The organism is Leisingera sp. ABM4_060, assembly GCF_056158765.1.
Genome location: NZ_JBSWTX010000001.1, coordinates 2,919,505 through 2,936,566, shown reverse-complemented (window position 1 = coordinate 2,936,566; position 17,062 = coordinate 2,919,505). Strand labels below are relative to the sequence as shown.

At 62.1% G+C, this 17,062-nt stretch carries 15 protein-coding genes, 1 tRNA gene and 1 pseudogene; 7 read left to right on the top strand and 10 right to left on the bottom strand.

Translation table 11 applies throughout. The features are described from left to right. Positions 1 to 56: 56 nt before the first annotated feature. Positions 57 to 133: transfer RNA gene (locus ACXAEH_RS14030), tRNA-Arg, on the bottom strand. 147 nt (positions 134 to 280) lie between these two features. On the opposite strand from ACXAEH_RS14030, the gene ACXAEH_RS14025 reads away from it, so the two are divergent. Continuing rightward, on the top strand, positions 281 to 1,306 hold the full coding sequence (locus ACXAEH_RS14025; protein ID WP_475033623.1) for a LacI family DNA-binding transcriptional regulator: 1,026 nt from the start codon (positions 281 to 283) through the stop codon (positions 1,304 to 1,306). Further along, on the top strand, positions 1,306 to 2,520 hold the full coding sequence (locus ACXAEH_RS14020) for a winged helix-turn-helix domain-containing protein (protein WP_475033622.1): 1,215 nt from the start codon (positions 1,306 to 1,308) through the stop codon (positions 2,518 to 2,520). Before ACXAEH_RS14025 ends, ACXAEH_RS14020 begins: the two co-directional genes overlap by 1 nt. Before the next feature lie 87 nt (positions 2,521 to 2,607). Here the strand turns inward: ACXAEH_RS14020 and ACXAEH_RS14015 are convergent. From ACXAEH_RS14015 to ACXAEH_RS13990, 6 genes and pseudogenes are all read right to left on the bottom strand, one after another. Further along, positions 2,608 to 3,493 (bottom strand): annotated as a pseudogene (locus ACXAEH_RS14015) (IS3 family transposase); the annotation flags it as partial. A 196-nt stretch (positions 3,494 to 3,689) separates the two neighbouring features. After that, complete coding sequence (locus ACXAEH_RS14010) at positions 3,690 to 4,118, bottom strand: acyl-CoA thioesterase (protein ID WP_475033621.1); 429 nt, start codon at positions 4,116 to 4,118, stop codon at positions 3,690 to 3,692. Between the two features lie 88 nt (positions 4,119 to 4,206). After that, a complete protein-coding gene (locus tag ACXAEH_RS14005; protein ID WP_475033619.1) occupies positions 4,207 to 4,383 on the bottom strand; it encodes a hypothetical protein in 177 nt (58 codons plus the stop codon). A gap of 153 nt (positions 4,384 to 4,536) precedes the next feature. After that, the gene (locus tag ACXAEH_RS14000; protein ID WP_475033618.1) at positions 4,537 to 6,042 is read right to left on the bottom strand and encodes a TRAP transporter large permease; all 1,506 of its coding nucleotides are present in this window, start codon (positions 6,040 to 6,042) and stop codon (positions 4,537 to 4,539) included. Then, a complete protein-coding gene (locus ACXAEH_RS13995) occupies positions 6,039 to 6,620 on the bottom strand; it encodes a TRAP transporter small permease (protein WP_475033617.1) in 582 nt (193 codons plus the stop codon). Before ACXAEH_RS13995 ends, ACXAEH_RS14000 begins: the two co-directional genes overlap by 4 nt. A gap of 79 nt (positions 6,621 to 6,699) precedes the next feature. Next, positions 6,700 to 7,743 carry a TRAP transporter substrate-binding protein gene (locus tag ACXAEH_RS13990; RefSeq protein ID WP_475033615.1) on the bottom strand — a complete coding sequence of 348 codons (1,044 nt, stop codon included), beginning with the start codon at positions 7,741 to 7,743 and terminating at the stop codon, positions 6,700 to 6,702. A gap of 546 nt (positions 7,744 to 8,289) precedes the next feature. Here ACXAEH_RS13990 and ACXAEH_RS13985 point away from each other — a divergent pair. The 3 genes from ACXAEH_RS13985 to ACXAEH_RS13975 all read left to right on the top strand — a co-directional run bounded on the left by ACXAEH_RS13985 (position 8,290) and on the right by ACXAEH_RS13975 (position 12,694). Continuing rightward, the gene (locus ACXAEH_RS13985; RefSeq protein ID WP_475033613.1) at positions 8,290 to 9,309 is read left to right on the top strand and encodes a DMT family transporter; all 1,020 of its coding nucleotides are present in this window, start codon (positions 8,290 to 8,292) and stop codon (positions 9,307 to 9,309) included. A 164-nt stretch (positions 9,310 to 9,473) separates the two neighbouring features. Beyond that, positions 9,474 to 11,663, top strand: coding sequence for a dehydrogenase E1 component subunit alpha/beta (locus tag ACXAEH_RS13980; RefSeq protein ID WP_475033611.1), 2,190 nt, complete (start codon positions 9,474 to 9,476; stop codon positions 11,661 to 11,663). Next, on the top strand, positions 11,660 to 12,694 hold the full coding sequence (locus tag ACXAEH_RS13975) for an ACP S-malonyltransferase (RefSeq protein WP_475033609.1): 1,035 nt from the start codon (positions 11,660 to 11,662) through the stop codon (positions 12,692 to 12,694). Before ACXAEH_RS13980 ends, ACXAEH_RS13975 begins: the two co-directional genes overlap by 4 nt. Before the next feature lie 240 nt (positions 12,695 to 12,934). Here ACXAEH_RS13975 and ACXAEH_RS13970 read toward each other — a convergent pair whose 3' ends face one another. The 3 genes from ACXAEH_RS13970 to ACXAEH_RS13960 form a co-directional block, all read right to left on the bottom strand. Beyond that, a complete protein-coding gene (locus tag ACXAEH_RS13970; protein WP_475033607.1) occupies positions 12,935 to 14,524 on the bottom strand; it encodes a DUF427 domain-containing protein in 1,590 nt (529 codons plus the stop codon). A 145-nt stretch (positions 14,525 to 14,669) separates the two neighbouring features. Then, a complete protein-coding gene (locus tag ACXAEH_RS13965) occupies positions 14,670 to 15,371 on the bottom strand; it encodes a winged helix-turn-helix domain-containing protein (protein WP_475033605.1) in 702 nt (233 codons plus the stop codon). Continuing rightward, entirely contained in the window at positions 15,343 to 15,636 is a 294-nt protein-coding gene (locus tag ACXAEH_RS13960) for a hypothetical protein (protein ID WP_475035582.1), read from the bottom strand. The genes ACXAEH_RS13965 and ACXAEH_RS13960 overlap by 29 nt, the downstream gene beginning before the upstream one ends. Before the next feature lie 170 nt (positions 15,637 to 15,806). Here ACXAEH_RS13960 and ACXAEH_RS13955 point away from each other — a divergent pair, with 170 nt between their 5' ends. Continuing rightward, a complete protein-coding gene (locus tag ACXAEH_RS13955) occupies positions 15,807 to 16,319 on the top strand; it encodes a hypothetical protein (protein ID WP_475033603.1) in 513 nt (170 codons plus the stop codon). Positions 16,320 to 16,419: 100 nt separating this feature from the next. Next, complete coding sequence (locus ACXAEH_RS13950; protein ID WP_475033601.1) at positions 16,420 to 17,037, top strand: ribonuclease HII; 618 nt, start codon at positions 16,420 to 16,422, stop codon at positions 17,035 to 17,037. Positions 17,038 to 17,062: the final 25 nt, after the last annotated feature.

Genomic DNA, 17,062 nt, shown 5'->3' with positions numbered 1-17,062 from the left:
TTCCTGCACGCTTCTGCACAACAAGCTGAAAATAAGCCATATTTTTCAGGTGTTTTTGGCGACCCCGGCAGGATTCGAACCTGCAACCTGCCCCTTAGGAGGGGGCTGCTCTATCCAGTTGAGCCACGGGGCCGCGCATTTTAACGCGATAGCAAATCCTTCCTGCGATCACAATGGGATGGGTGCAGGCGAAAGCCGTTTTGCCGCGCTCAGTTTCCATTGTGCAGCATCCTCTGTCTGCGCTAACGTTGCAGGCAGCACAAACAAGAGGCTCAGGAACGTGACAACGGACAGCAAGCGCCCGCTTACCCTTCGTGATGTATCCGAAGCAACCGGTGTTTCCGAAATGACAGTGAGCCGCGTGCTGCGCAACCGCGGGGACGTGTCGGAGAAAACCCGCACCAAGGTGCTGACCGCCGCCAAGGAGCTGGGCTACGTGCCCAACAAGATCGCCGGCGCGCTGGCCTCGAACCGGGTGAACCTGGTGGCGGTGATCATCCCGTCACTTTCGAACATGGTGTTTCCCGAGGTGCTGACCGGCGTCAACAAGGTGCTGGAAAACACCGAGCTGCAACCGGTGGTCGGCGTCACTGACTACAAGCCGGAGAAAGAAGAAAAGGTGCTCTACGAGATGCTCTCGTGGCGGCCCTCCGGCGTGATCATCGCGGGGCTTGAGCACACGGACGCCGCCCGTGCAATGCTGAACAATGCCGGCATCCCGGTTGTCGAAATCATGGATACGGATGGCAAGCCCGTGGACTCGATGGTGGGCATCTCGCACCGCCGGGCCGGCCGGGAAATGGCAAAGGCGATTCTGAAGGCGGGGTATCAGCACATCGGCTTCATGGGCACCAAGATGCCGCTGGACCACCGGGCCCGGAAGCGTTTTGAAGGCTTTACCGAGGCGCTGGCCAAGGAAGGGGTCGAGATCGAGGATCGCGAGTTTTACTCCGGCGGCTCGGCGCTGGCCAAGGGGCGAGAGATGACCCAGGCCATGCTGGAGCGCTCGCCGGAGCTGGATTTCCTCTATTTCTCCAATGACATGATCGGCGCGGGCGGGCTTTTGTACCTGCTGGAGAAAGGAATTGATGTTCCTGGCCAGATCGGCCTGGCTGGGTTTAACGGGGTTGAGCTGCTTCAGGGCTTGCCGCGCAAGCTTGCCACTATGGACGCCTGCAGGCAGGAGATCGGCAGAAAGGCTGCTGAGATCATCGCGGCCCAGCTGGAAGACCCGGACGCCGAGCTTGAGCAGCATGTAACGCTGACCCCGACCATTTCCTATGGCGATACGCTGAAACGCCGCTGATGGCGGTTCAGCGACTGGACAACCAGACCGCGCGGCGGCTGTTCCTGGACCGCCACGCCCTGCTAGAACAGCCGGCGGGCCCGGCTAAGGGGGCAGATCTGCTGGCGCTGATCCAGCGGCTGGGATTTGTGCAGCTCGACAGTATCAACACAGTGGCGCGCGCTCATGACGTGATCCTTTATTCACGCCGGCCGGGATACCGCTCCAGGCATTTGAAACAGCTCTATGAACGGGATCGCGGGCTGTTTGAGCATTGGACCCATGACGCCGCGATGATCCCGATGGCGTTTTATCCGCATTGGCACCTGCGGTTTCAGCGCGATACCGAGCAGCTGCGCAAACGCTGGCGCAACTGGCGGCGCGACGGTTTTGAGGCACAGTTCGAGACCGTTCTGACCCATGTCCGCGATCACGGGCCGGTCAGTTCCTCCGATGTTGGCAAGGATGAGAAGAAAGGTTCCGGCGGCTGGTGGGATTGGCATCCGTCCAAGACCGCGCTGGAGTATCTCTGGCGCTCCGGCGCGCTGACCGTAGTGGGGCGCGAGGGGTTTCAGAAACGCTATGACCTCACTGAGCGGGTGATTGACGCGCAACTTTGCCCTGGCGCTATGCCCTGCGATGCGCAGGCGACGGTCGGTTGGCTGTGTTCTGCGGCGCTGGACCGGCTGGGCTTTGCCACATCCGGCGAACTGGCCGCCTTTTGGGATACGGCTTCCGCGGCTGAGGCCAAGGCGTGGTGCGCCGAACAGCTGCGCCGGGGTGAGCTGGAGGAGATTGAAATCGAGCAGGCGGATGGCAAGCTGCGCAAGGTATTCGCCCGTCCTGGCACGGTGGAGGCCGCAGGGGAGCTGGGGCAGGCTCCGGGGCGGATGCGGGTGCTCAGCCCCTTTGACCCGGCCCTGCGCGACCGCAATCGCGCCGAACGGCTGTTTGGGTTTCACTACCGGATCGAGGTCTTCACACCGGCCCCCAAGCGCCAGTACGGCTATTACGTCTTTCCGCTGTTGGAAGGCGCCCGGCTGGCGGGGCGTATCGACATGAAGGCCGACCGCGACGCAGGCATCCTGCGTGTCGCTGCGGTCTGGCCGGAGCGGGGTGTGAAATGGTCTGGAGCCCGCGTCAAGCGGCTGGAAGCGGAGCTGGACCGGGTGGCGCGGTTTGCCGGTGTCAGCAGCGCCACCTGCGCGGCCGGCTGGCTGCGCGAGCCGGTCTGAGGCAGGGCACCGGAAAAGTCCAATTTTTCTGGGCCGGAGTTTTCGTAAGGCTCTAGACCATTGACCTGCCCCCCGCTGGTCCCTCGCTCATGACGAGAGTTTGGGGGTTTGATTTTGGTAGTCGTCGGTTTCGGGTTTGGCAAGCGCGGAGCCCTCAAATAGCTCAAGCGCCTGCCGCGCTTGCTTTGGCGTTCTGTTCCCCAGCGAAGATGCGGCCTGGCGTTGTTGTAATCGTAGCGCCACAGCGCCAGCTTGCGGCGGGCATCGTCCAGGGTGCCGAACAGCTCTTCATTGAGAGGCTCGTCCCGCAGGCTGCCGTTGAATGACTCGATAAAGGCATTCTGCTGCGGTTTTCCTGGGCCGATGCAAGGCCGATCCACGCCGTTCCTGCCGGCCCATCTCAGGATTGCCCGGCTGGTGAATTCCGTGCCCCTCGCCCTTGGGCTCGAACCAATGGCGCCTCAATGGCTCGATCACTGACAATGCAAGCAGGTTCTCCGCAGATCCGGACGAGCGCGTCCAGCTCCCGGGCAACGCGCTCACCTGAAATGCTGGTGTCTGCCGCCCGGCACAGGTTTTCCCGGCAGCAGCCGTCATTCACGGCCAGGATGCGGAGCTTCCGCGACGCGCCGAAGCTGTCTGCCAGGAAGTCCAGGGTTCCCATTGCCCGGCAGGCGATTTGCGAAGCAAATCTGCCGAGAGGGGGCGCTGGTTGGGCTGTGTGGCTTCGGGCATCGGCGTTCTCGAGCCCCGGGCGCGTTTGCGGCCCCGCCGCCGTTTCACTGCAAGGCCCTCCTCCCGGTAGAGGCGGTAAAGCTTTTTGTGGTTCACGATCATGCCTTTTCGCTCAAGCAGCAGGCCGATCCGCCGGCAGCCGAACCGGCGGCGTTTGCCAGCGATCTCCTTCATCTCCTGGCGGATCTCAGGATGCCGGGCGGGCGCGTTCGCGCCGGACCGTCTTGGGGCCGGCACCCCCTCTCGGGACATTGCTGCGCAATCGCCTGCCGGGCAGCGGATGATTTGCGCCTCGATGAAACGGCTCTTACGCATTCGTCTGCTCCTGCATATAGGTTGGGCAGACTCTACTTCATCGTGAGGGATTTTGCGGGGGGGCAGGTCGCGATCAATTCTGTGGTATGATGGTCAAATGCCAAACAAAAAAGAACGGGTTATTCTGGCCGCAGCTGCGCTTCGATCACTTGCCGGTAATCTTCCGGTGCAGGCCTGGCGGTGAAGGTTTCAGGCGCGATGAAAACGCAAACGAATTTGCCTTCAAAACACAAGTTGCCATCCTGCCGCCCGTTCACTCGGAACGTCACCGATTTTTTTCCCAACGCAGAGGGCCAGACCTCGCACATCAGCCGGTGCCGGGGTGTTACGGGCGAGCGGAAGTCTATGCTTATGTGCACAAAAGGCGTGCCGGTGCCGCGGTCGAGCTCCATTTGGAACCAGCCGTCACCATTCAGGTGGTGTTCCCACCAGGCGTCTATCGCCTCCAGCGCAAAGGTGGGCAGCCGTCCGGTATAGGCTATCCGGGCCGGATCGCAATCGCCCCAGCCCACGCGGATTTCGTGGATGAAACTGTCCTGCTCTGCCATTGTTGACCGCTCCGCGTAAAGCTTGCGCGGGTATCCTACCGGTGCGGGCCGGCAGCATCAAACGGCAAAGGCGGCCAGGGCCGCTGCGTCAGGTATTGCTGCGCTTGCGCGACAGGATCAGGTCGGGAAGCACCAGGGTGTCGATCAGCGCGTCGCACAGGCCGACGCAATTGGTGCAGCCGACGCAAGGCCCCTGCAACTCAGACACTTCGGTTGCCAGGGCCTTGACCTTGGGCGCGGTGGATTTGCTGCGGCTGATCTGCATGGCGGGTCTCCCCAGTTTGCTGCGGCACATTCCGGCCAGCGGAACCCGGAAAGGTGATTCAGGTCAATCCTGGCTCATGTCACGAAATATTTCGATATTCTGCATTGTCCGTAAGCAGCCCCTCCCCGGCACGCCGGAAAGGGGCCGCATTTATTACTGCGTCAGCATCAAGGGCAGCAGTGTGATCACCGGGAAAGCCACAAGGATGATCACCCGGATGATGTCGGAGGCGACAAAGAACATCACCGCCTTATAGGTGTCGATCATCTTGGTCTTGCGGTCCATCGCATTGATGATGAACAGGTTCATCCCCACTGGCGGGGTGATCAGGCCGACCTCCACCACGATCAGCACAAGGACTCCGAACCAGATCGCGACATATTCCGCCTCGATCCGGTTCACCCGGCCTTCGGTCACCCGGATGCCCAGTTCCTTCATCTGCTCACGGGTGAGCTCCGCGCCGGTCGCAATGGCATCCTGTATTGAGGCGAGCATCTCTGCTCCCATCCCCTCGGGCACACCTGCCTTCAGCACCTCCATTGCCGCATCCGCCTGCATTGCGGGCAGGGACAGCAGGCCGAAATCCATCGCCGAGATCACCGGGAAAAAAATCGGAATGGTCAGCAGGATCATCGACAGCGAGTCCATCAGGCAGCCGAACACCAGGTAGAAGGCCAGGATCAGCGTCAGCACCACCCAGGGGCTGAGGCCCTGGCCGACCACGAAATCCGCCAACTCCTGCGGCACCTTGGTCAGCGCCAGGAAGCCATTGTAGAAACCCGCCCCCAGCACGATGAAGAAGATCATCGCGGTGGAGCGCGCCGTGACCATGAAGCTCTCGCCCAGGGTCTCGCGGGTGAGCCCGCCGTTCAGCCAGGCAATCAGCCCGGTGCCGAAGGCACCCACGGCCGCGCCTTCGGTCGGGGTGAACCAGCCGAGATAGATGCCGCCGACCACCAAGCCAAAGACCAGCAGCACGGGCCAGACATGGAACAGCGCTGCAAAGCGTTCGCGCATCGGAACCGGCGGGCGGGTGCCCGCACTTTCCGGGAACAGGCGGACGTAGATAGAGATTGCAATCACATAGCCCAGGGCCGCCAGCAGGCCGGGGATGAAGGCCGATAGGAACAGTTTGGCGATGTTCTGCTCGGTCAAGATGGCATAGATCACCAGCACCACAGAGGGCGGGATCAGGATGCCCAGCGTGCCGCCCGCCGCTAGCGTCGCGGTCGAAAACCCGCCAGCGTAGCCGTATTGCTTCAGCTCTGGCAGCGCCACGCGGCCCATGGTGGCGGCGGTGGCCAGAGACGAGCCGCAGATTGCGCCAAACCCTGCGCAAGCGCCGATGGAGGCCATCGCCACGCCGCCCTTGCGGTGCCCCAGGAACCCTTCGGCAGCCTTGAACAGCGCCGTCGACATGCCGCCCAGCGTTGCGAAATGCCCCATCAGCAGGAACATCGGCACGATGGTCAGCGAATAGGAGGAGAAGGTCGTATAGGTCTCGCTTTTCAGCCGTCCGAACGCCACCTGGGTGCCATCGGTCACCCAGATCAGCCCGCCAAGCCCGACCAGAAACATTGAAAGCCCGATCGGGACCCGCAGGAAAATAAGCAGCATCAGAACCGGAAAGGAGGCGATGCCAATCTCAAGAGCCGTCACGTTTCGCCCTCCACGCCGTCCCAAACCAGGATGCGGCCGGTAAAGAATTCAATGGTGCGCACCGCACCCATGTAGATGCCGACAATGGCGGCCACCACCGCCGCCACCATGCTGATGGCGTAGGCCCACCAGACCGGGAACTCGAGCAGGAAAGAGGTCTCGCCATTGGCGTATTTGCTGGCCAGCCCCGCCCCCAGCCGCCAGGCGATCAGCACCAGAACGGCCGCAAACACCAGTTCGGTCACCATTCGCAGGAACCGTTTCACCCCGCGCGGAAAGGCATTGGCCACCACATCCACCGATGCATGGCCCGCGGTGATCTGACACAGCGGCAGGAACGCGAAGATGGCAAAGGCCACACCTGCCTCGACCAGCTCAAAGTCGCCGTTCACGGGGCCGACCCAGCCCGTCATCCATTTCGAAAACCCAGGTGCAATCCGCTCCATCAGATCGCCATGGAAGACGCCGTTCAGCAGACGCCCGGCGATCGAGACACATGTCAGAATGATCAGAAGAGTGAGGACCGCACCGCCCAGGTAGGCCATGGCCTTGGCCAGCCGCATCATGAGCTTGTGCATGGTTCTATTGCCTTATTCCGGTATGCAAAGGGCCGCTGCCAATGCCGCGCGGCCCTTCACCAATATCAGTCAATCCGCGTTACTGGTACTGCGGCGTGTATTTCTCGATCAGCCCGCTGGCCTCTTCGATCAGCGCGGCACCGTCGATGCCCTTTTCGTTCATGTCGGCGATCCATTTGTCATAGATCGGCTGCGAACGCTCACGCCAGATAGCGGTCTGTTCTTCGTCCAGGGTGATGACAGTGTTGCCAAGATCCAGCGCCATCTCGCGCGAAGGGCCGTCGGAATCTGCCTGGGTGCCGCCTGCAAAGACCGAGAACTCCAGGCCGGAGTTGTCGTCGATGGCCTTCTTCAGGTCATCCGGCAGGCTTTCGTACTTGTCCTTGTTCATCGCCAGAACGAAGGTCAGCGTATACAGCGCCTTGCCGGTGAACTCGGTGTGGTTTTCCACCAATTCCGGAACCTTCAGCGCCGCGGTCACTTCCCACGGAATGGTGGTGCCGTCGATCACGCCTTTGGACAGGCCTTCCGGGATCGCCGGAACCGGCATCCCCACCGGGGTTGCGCCCAGTTCGGTCAGCAGCGCGTTGACCGAGCGGCCGCCGCCGCGGATCTTCATGCCCTCCAGATCTTCCGGTGTTTCCACCGGATCGGCGGTGTGGATCATGCCCGGACCATGCACCCAGGTGCCCAGGATATGCACGTCCTTGAACTCTGTGTCCTTCATGTGCTTGTCGAACATTTCCCAATAGGCATGCGACACGGCGCGGGCGTTGGTCATCATGAAGGGCAGTTCGAACACTTCAGTCGAGGGGTAGCGGCCGGGGGTATAACCCACCACGGTCCAGACGATGTCGGCCACACCATCAATGGCCTGGTCCATCAGCTCCGGCGGCTTGCCGCCCAGCTGCATCGACGGAAAACGGTCGATCTTGATGCGGCCGTCCGAGGATTCTTCGACATTGTCCGCCCAGACGTCCAGGATCAGCTTCGGCACATTGGCCTGCGCCGGCAGGAACTGGTGCAGTTTCAGGGTGACTTCCTGGGCAATTGCCGGTGCCGCGCACATTGCTGCAACGGCTGCCGCGCCTACAGCGCCAAGTAGCTTTCTCCGAGTGGTCATGTTGTCCTCCCTTGACCTAATAACTTGCCGGATACCCAGTGCACGCAATATTGCTGCGGCATCCCGCCAAAATCTTTCCGTTTCTGCCGTCGAGGCCCCGTTTTAGGTTCATTTATCGAACCGCTTGCTTCCCTGCTATTAGGTGCATTTGTAACTATCAACAGCAGATTATGCATTTTCCCCTCATCAAATTTACCAGCAGGCCAGGCCCGCAGACAAATTCATGAGCTCAAATGTTACGAGTCCTTCGGTTTGTTCGTGCAAATTGATACATATCAAATCGGCCGTATGGCAACAACAATCATGGCTTGATCCGGTGTTGCGTCATTCCGCAGCAGCCAAATGCAGTGCAATCCTGACCGCACCTGCCTGGCTTTCAAGCCACCCACCCAGGACTTCAAAGGGGTCCTCTGTAAACCCTTGACTCCCATTGTAACGTTTTGAATTTTCACACCCACGCGCCTGCCAGCGACGCGGGTGTCGCAGTTCCGCCAGAAGCACCCGGCGGCTAAGGCAGTCTGGAGCTCCTGCATGAGGAGTCGCGCGATGGCTGCAACAGAAGCAAACACACCGGAATTTGCCCCCCAATCCGCCCAGATACAGGACGCTCCGGATTCGCGGCCTGTGGCCGGAATTCTGTTTCTGCTTTTGGCCACAACGCTGTTTCCGGTTCAGGATGTGATTATCAAGAGCCTCAGCGGCGATTTCGCGGTGCATCAGATCGTGTTCTGGCGCGGAGTCTTTGCGCTGCCGATTGTCGCTGCAATCGCCTGGTATGACGGCACCCTCTGGCCGCTGCGCCTGGGATCAATTCCGCTGCAGCTCTTGCGCGCTGCGGCCGGCTTCAGCTCTTACCTGGTCTACTACATGGCGCTGGCTGCCATCGGGTTGGCCGAAACCGCGGCCATCACTTTTTCCACCCCGATCTTTGTGACTATGCTCGCGACGGTTTTCCTGGGCGAGAAAATCGGCCTGTTCCGGTGGTTTGCCGTCTTCATCGGCCTCGCGGGCGTTTTGGTGATCGTGCAGCCCGGCGCCGGCGTGTTCGAGCCTGCGGCCGTGCTGGCGCTGCTTGCCGCCGTTGCCTATGCGGTGTCGATCATCACCACCCGCAAGCTGGGCAACCGCACCAATGGCGGCTCGATGACCCTGTTCACGCTGGTGTTCTTCATCATTGCTGGGGCGGTACTTGGTCTGGTCTTTTCAAACCTGCAGACTGAATCCCCGCACCCCAGCCTGGCCTTTCTGTACCGCGAGTGGGCAGCACCCAGCCAGCGCGACTGGATGCTGCTGCTGGCGCTTGGCGGGATTTCAGGCGTCGGCTTTTTCGCCCTTTCCCAAGCATACCGCCTGGCCGAGGCGTCGGTGGTCACCCCGTTTGAATACACCTATCTGCCGTGGTCGGTGTTCTGGGGCTGGATAATCTTCGGCAGCCTGCCCGGCATCACTACCTGGATCGGTTTGTCGATGATTGTCGGGGCCGGGTTGCTGATCGTGTTTCGCGAGGCAGTCAAAGGCCGCCGGCTGGTGCGCCGCAAGGGGCTGGGGATTCTGCGGCAGCGCTAGCGCGGCTGCAATTAGCCTAGGCATCAAGGCCAGAACGCTGAGCAACCGGACTGAATTGGCGTTAACTCATTCCGATTCAGAATGTGCGCAGAACACAATCTCATTGGCGCCGTGGGCTTGGATCGCAGATAAATGCGGCCAGCATTTGCTCCCAAGGAGGCCGCATGGACCGCGCCCAGATTGTGCATCAGAACTTCCTCAGACGGGTTGCCGCCGGGGATTTCCCGGCAGGGGCGGCCCCCGCCGGGCCGCTTTCGGCGGCTGAGGCCGTTGCCACCTTCCGTGCCCAGGTGCTGAGCCGGGCGCTGGATCTGACGAGCCGGGCCATGCAGAAAGCCGGAGAGGGGTTCTATACCATCGGCTCTTCTGGGCATGAGGGCATGGCGGCAGTCGCCCGGGCGTTGCGGCCCGCAGATTTGGCCTTCCTGCATTACCGTGACGCGGCGTTCCAGATTGCCCGGGCGGATCAGGTGCCGGGGCAGCGGATAGCCTGGGACATGCTGCTGTCCTTTGCCTGCTCCAGCGAGGACCCGACGTCTGGCGGGCGGCACAAGGTGCTGGGCTCCAGGGACTTGATGATCCCGCCGCAGACCTCGACCATTGCCTCGCATCTGCCCAAGGCGGTCGGCGCGGCCTATTCTGTCGGGGCGGCGAAGCGGCACAAGCCGGAACATCAAGTGCTGCCTGAGGACGCGATTGTCATGTGCTCCTTCGGGGACGCTTCGGCAAATCACTCGACCGCGCAGGGGGCAATCAACACGGCGGGATGGACCTCGGTGCAGTCGACGCCGCTGCCGTTGCTGTTTGTTTGCGAGGACAATGGCATCGGAATTTCGGTGAAGACACCGAAGGGCTGGATCGAGGCGTCGATGGCGGGGCGGCCCGGGATCAAGTATTTCAAGGCGGACGGGCTGGATATCTACAACGCCTATCAAGTGGCGCAGGAGGCGGAGGAGTATGTGCGCACGCGCAGGAAACCGGCGTTTCTGCATCTGCGTACGGTGCGGCTCTACGGTCATGCCGGGGCAGATGTGCCGACCACCTATCTGAGCAAAGCTGAGGTAGAGGCGGATGAGGCCAATGATCCGCTGCTGCATTCGGTGCGGCTTATGTCAGAGACCGGTGCGCTGCGCCCCGAAGAAGCGCTGAAGATCTATCAGGACACCTGCGCGCGGGTGGAGCGGATCCGGGCCGAGGCGGTGACGCGGCCGCATCTGAAGACGGCCGGGGATGTTGCGGCCAGCCTGATCCCGCCGAGGCGGGAGTGCGCGCCGACCAATGGACCGAGTGAAGAAGCGCGCTCGGAGGTCTTTGGCAGTGACATGCGGGCGATGGAGGAGCAGCAACCGATGTCGCGCCTGATCAACTGGGCGCTGACCGATCTGATGCTGGAGCACGGCGAGATCGTCATGATGGGCGAGGATGTGGGCCGCAAGGGCGGGGTTTACGGTGTCAGCCAGAAGCTGCAGCAACGGTTCGGGCCGGACCGGGTGATCGATACCCTATTGGATGAGCAGTCGATCCTGGGGCTGGCGATCGGCATGGGGCACAACGGCTTTGTGCCGGTGCCGGAAATCCAGTTCCTTGCCTATCTTCATAACGCCGAGGATCAGTTGCGCGGTGAGGCGGCGACCTTGCCGTTTTTCTCCAACGGGCAGTTCGCGAACCCGATGGTGCTGCGGATTGCCGGGCTTGGCTATCAGAAGGGCTTTGGCGGCCATTTCCACAACGACAACTCGCTGGCCGTTCTGCGGGATATTCCTGGGCTGGTGGTGGCCTGTCCCTCGGACGGGGCGGAGGCTGCGATGATGATGCGCGAGGCGGTGCGGCTGGCGCGCGAGGAGCAGCGGGTGGTGGTCTTTGTCGAGCCGATTGCGCTTTATCCGATGCGGGATCTGCATGAGGCCAAAGATGGCGGTTGGATGCGCAGCTATCCCTCGCCGGACCGGCGCATTGGCCTGGGAGAGGTCGGCGTGCATGGGGACGGCACCGATCTGGCGATCGTGACCTATGGTAACGGGCGGTATCTATCCACTCAGGCGCAAGCGGCGCTGGCAGAGCGAGACGTGCATGCGCGGATCGTGGACCTGCGCTGGCTGGCGCCCTTGCCGGAAGCGGCGCTGCTGGAGGCGGTTAAGACCTGCAACCATGTGCTGATCGTCGATGAATGCCGTATCACCGGCAGCCAGTCGGAGGCGCTTATGGCGCTGTTTTCGGAGCGATCCGGCATTCCCACGGCGCGGATCGCCGCAAGTGACTGCTTCATTGCCACCGGGCCGGCCTATGGCGCCACGCTGCCGTCGAAAGACAGCATCGTTGAGGCGGCACTGAAGCTGGTGGGAGGCAAGAAATGACCCGCACTGCTGTTCTGATCTGCCCGGGCCGGGGCACCTACAACAAAGCAGAGCTTGGCTATCTGCACCGCCACCACGCCGATAAGGCGGCGCTGTTTGCCGGTTTTGACGCGCAGCGCAAGGCGGCCGGGCAAGAGGAAGTTACAGCGCTTGATTGCGCCACCCGGTTTTTTGTGTCGAAGTATTCCCGCGGGGATATTGCCTCGCCGCTGATCTATGCCTCGGCGCTGGCGGATGCTCGGTCCTTGGCGGAAGACATCGAAGTGGTTGCGGTCACCGGCAATTCGATGGGCTGGTACATCGCGCTGGCGGCGGCCGGGGCGCTGTGCGCCGATGACGGGTTCAACGTTGTGAACACCATGGGCACGCTGATGCAAGAGCAGCTGATCGGGGGTCAGCTGGTCTATCCATTTGCCGGGGCGGACTGGCAGAACGATCCCAGGCGCAAGGCAGAGCTGCTGGCACTGGCGGCAGAGATCGATGCGCGCGAGGGGCATGATCTGGCGCTGTCGATTGATCTGGGCGGGATGCTGGTGCTGGCCGGCAACGAGGCCGGGCTGGCGGCGTTTGAGGCTGCGGTTCCGGTGGTAGAAGAGCGCTTTCCAATGCGTCTGGCCAATCACGCGGCGTTTCACACAAGTTTGCAGGCGCCGGTTGCGGCGGAAGGGCGCAAGCGGCTGGGGGCGGAGATGTTCGCCCAGCCCAAGGTTCCGCTGATTGACGGGCGCGGGCAGATCTGGTGGCCGGGGGCAACGGATACTACGGCGCTTTGGGACTACACGCTGGGGCATCAGGTGGTGGAGGCTTATGAATTCACCCGCGCGGTGCAGAATGCCGCCTGCGAGTTTGCGCCGGATCTGTTCATCGTGACCGGACCCGGCACCACGCTGGGCGGTGCCGTGGCGCAATCGCTGGTGCAGGCGGGCTGGCAGGGGATGACCTCCAAAGACGCGTTCAAGGCGCGCCAGGCTGAGGCGCCGCTGCTGCTCTCGATGGGAAACGCGGCGCAGCGTTCATCGGCAACGGGCTGAGTCTTTCGTCAAGCGGCGTCTCCCGCGCCTGTTGCCTGCATCAAAGATGCCGGCAAAGCAGCCTTGGGCGTGGCCCTGCCCTGCGGGCAGGGCGGAAGGTTGCTGCTGAGAAGCCCTTCAGGGGCAGGTTTGCCCTGAACGCCGTTTTCGGTTGTAGGAGGTTCATCCCCGCCTCAAGGGTAAACCGCGCTTTCGCGCGGCGGCTGCGCCGCCCTTGACCCGGGGCTGAACGGCGGGGGGCTACTCTGCGGCGGCTTGCGGTTTTTCGGCCGCGGGGACGGCGAAGCAGGTGACCGGCTGGGACACATTGTGCAGGCTGACCGCGCCGAGAGGGATGCCCTGGGAAGGATCGCTCAGGATGTCGCGGCTGACGACCACCGGGTGGCTGACGGTTTTGCCGTAGTCGCCCAGCCGGGCGGCGATATTGGCGGCCTGGCCGATCACCGTGAAATCCAACCGCTCGCGCGAGCCGACGTTGCCGTAAGTGACCCGTCCATAGGCGATGCCGATGGCAGCTTCGCAACGGTGGCCGTCCGGCTGATGGGCGATCTCCTCCAGCCGGGCAACGATGGTGCGGGCGCTGTCGAGCGCTTGGCCGCGGGCCTTGGCTGGGTTGCGGCCCGCGGGGAACACTGCCAGCACAGCGTCACCGATGAACTTCAGCACTTCGCCGCCGTGATCATGCACGATGGTCGAGGCCGTCTCGAAGAACTGATTGAGCAGCGAGATATAGTCCTTGCGGCCCAGCTGCTCTTCCAGCCGGGTCGAGCCGCGCAGGTCGCAGAACATGATGGCGGCGTCGATCTCGTCGCCGTCGCCTCGGCGGATCTCGCCACCGAGCACCCGGGCACCGGTGCGTTTGCCGACATAGGTTTCCAGGAGCGACTGGGCGTTTTCGCGCTGCATGAAGATTTCATAGTAGCGGGCAATCACGTCGGAGCATTCGAATATCAGTCCCAGGTTGGCAGTGGAGAAGCCGTTTGGGTGGTTGCTGGTCAAGGTGAGCACGTTGATGCGCCCGTCAGAGAAACGCAGCGGCATGGCGACATAGTCGGTGGCGCCCTCCTTGCGGAGGTCTTCGAGGATCGGGAAGGCATCATCCATACAGCAGCTGTCCAGCCGATGGCGTACGCCGCCCAGGCCGTTGGAGACATGGCGCAGCGGGCTGTTCTGATAGGCGGGGTGGTCGTGGATCTCGTAGGAGGGCGCGTAGGTGGTGACTTCGCCCGTTTTCTTCTGCCAGATGAAGTTCTTGCCGGCGATCAGCGGATGCAGCGACCAGGCCATGACTGAGAGGCGGGAGAGATAGATGCCCTGTTCGACGAATTTTTCCGCCAGTGCGGAGGTCAGCTCCTCTGGTGTTTGCACCAGTGCGGCATCGCGCAGAAGCCAGTCAATCGCCGGACCGGAGATATTGCCGTAGTCCGGCATCTCCACCGTGTTGCTGCCCAGGTCGAATTCGGCAGCAGCACCAGGCATGAAGCCGACATGGCCCGCTATGGCCGAGGCTTCGGGCATGGCTTCTTCATAAGCCCAGACGCCGTTTTGCACACCGCCATCAGGCAGCAGGATATCGCGGTAGCTGGCAGTGCCCTTGAACGGGCAGAAGGTTTGCAGATCGGTAGGGGACGAGAGCGGCGCGGCCACGTCTTCGGCCGGGAAGTAGATCGCAGGCGGAAGCCGGGTTTCATACATCACTTTGGCGCGGCTGCTTTGCGCCAGGATGGTGCCGTTGCGCCGGGCTGTGATCAATCCTCGAAGCGGCTCGACAATAATGCCGTAGCCTTGCCGCCGGGTTCGCGCCTGTGTGGTTCGCGCCTGTGTGTCCATCCCCGAGGTCCTTGTCCTTGTGCCGAAACGTGCCAAAACCAGGACCGGCCGGCGTGGGCCGGTTCTAGGCTAATTGGGGTCTTGGCGCCGGAAATCCAGAGGGGCACACAGGATGTTGAGTAAAGCGGAGCAGGCCCGCCCTGCATCAAACCATGCGGATCACGTCCTTGCTGATCGACAGCACATAGCCGCGTTTGGCAATATTCTTGACCAGCAATTCGCTGACCATCTGGTTGCCCAGCGTGTCGCGCAGGCGCTTGATGCGCGTGGCGCCGGCAGCTTCCTCGCAGTCGGCGGAGGCGCGGCCGGAAATCACCGACTCGATTTCTGCTCCCGACAGCACGTCGTCATCCAAACGGGCTTCGGCCAGGACGGAGAGGGTTTCCATTGCGGCCGGTGTCAGCTTGAATCCCATATTATTGAGATAAACGGTGTTCTCGTCGCGGCTGATCAGTAGTTCGGTCACCTGGATGCCGGCTCGTTCGATCTGCGCCATGCGCCGGTTCAGCATCACCAGCATGCCCAGCACTGTCAGCGCTGCCACCATCATTGCGGTGGCAAAGACCAGAAGCACAAAGATCACCATCCGGTAGCTGGTTAGAGTGTCGGCAAAGGCGGTGCCGGACTGGGCCAGGATCTCCAGCAGCTTGATTTCTCCTTGCGTGGTCAGGTCGTTCTCGATGAACAGGGTCTCGACCCGGGCGTTGAAGGCATTGGCATCGGGCAGGGTCAGCAGCAACACCGTGCCCGCAATCACCAAGAGCGCTACGATGGCGGCGATGCCAAGCGCAATCACCTTGCTGCCGGAAGCGCGGGCCTCAGAAACGGAGATAGTAGGATCCGGCATTGGCTTTCCTCTGCTGCAGGCCTTCCGGGCCAAAGACGGACAGGACATTCAAAAGTTTCCAACCGCCGGGCGCAATACGGGCCTGGATTTCCTGGCGTGCGGCCTTCTTCTTGCAGGCGCCGGAAAGCTGGATGACGCCGTAATGCAGGCGCAGCGGATTATCCTGCTTGGCTTTGTAGTCGGCATAGCAGTCAGCCGCCTGTGCCGGCGGTGAAAGCGTCAGTAGGGCGGCCGCAAGGGCGGGTATCAGGAGGTGCTGTTTCATAGGGGCATCCTGCGGTGAAGCCGGGTGAAATTCAATAACCGCAGGGGGTTGAGGTGGCTGATATCCGATAACACGCGGCCGATATTGCCTGTCTGAAGGGGGCGGGAGCAGGTTGGGCTTATCCAAGCGCAAAGGCTGCGCATCTGACAATCAAGAAGAAAGGTCCCGACATGGCCCAGACACAAGGTTCCAAACCGCATCGCAAGTTCATCGCGCTGATCGTGGCAGTTTCCATTGCTATCACCGGCTTCTCTGCGGCTCCCGCCCGCGCCGATGAGGATGTTGCCAAGTTCATTGCCGGGATGGCACTGCTGGGGATCCTGGGGGCTGCCATCAATGATGCCAGGAAAGATGACGACCGCCATGTTTCCCGGACTTACAACCCGCCGCACAACAATCGTCACGGTTCCGGGCATCACTCGCACAACCGTCACGGCGGCCATGTGAAACCGCTGCCGCCGCGGGTGCGCCGTTACGATCTGCCCGCCCAGTGTGTACGTTACTTCCCGCGCTACAGCCGTAATTACCCGCTGGCCGGGAAGGGGTGCCTGGACCGTAACTATGGTGCGACGCACCGGCTGCCGAAAGCCTGCAAGGTGACGTTCTGGAACGGCCAGCGCCATCGCACCGGTTTCAAGCCCCACTGCCTCAAGCGGCACGGCTACCGGATGGTCAACTGGTAAGTCAGAAATTCAGTTTCGAGCAGCAGCAAACCTGGGGGGCTCCGGCCCCCCTTTTTTCATGCGGGTTGCATCCGTTGCCCGGATTGGATTTGTGGAAGGCATGACACAGCCTGACTACAATCTGGAAGACGCCGCCCGTGCCAAGGGGTTCCTGAGAATTGCCGGAGTGGACGAGGTGGGCCGCGGCCCGCTGGCCGGTCCGGTGACCGCCGCCGCGGTGGTGCTGGAGGCCGCAGCCATCCCTGAAGGCCTCAATGACTCCAAGAAGCTGAGCCCGAAGAAACGCGAGGCGGTGGAGGTGGAAATCCTGGCCGCGGCCCAGGTCGCCATTGCCCATGCCTCGGTGGAAGAGATTGATTCCCTGAATATTCTGCGCGCCTCGCATCTGGCGATGGAACGGGCGGTGGCAGCGCTGGACCCGGCGCCGGACTATCTGCTGATCGACGGCAACCTGATCCCCAAGGGGTTGAGCCTGCCGTCTGAGGCTGTCGTCAAGGGCGATGCCAAATCACTCTCCATCGCGGCCGCTTCGATCGTGGCCAAACTGGCCCGCGACAGGATCATGGTGGATTTGGCGCAACAGTTCCCGGGATATGGCTGGGAGAAAAACGCAGGCTATCCCTCGAAACAACACCGGGACGCGCTAATTGATCTCGGGGTGACCCCACATCATCGGCGGTCCTTCAAACCCGTACACAACATCTTGTATCAAGACTGAACCGCAGGCTGTTGTTCTAAAAAAC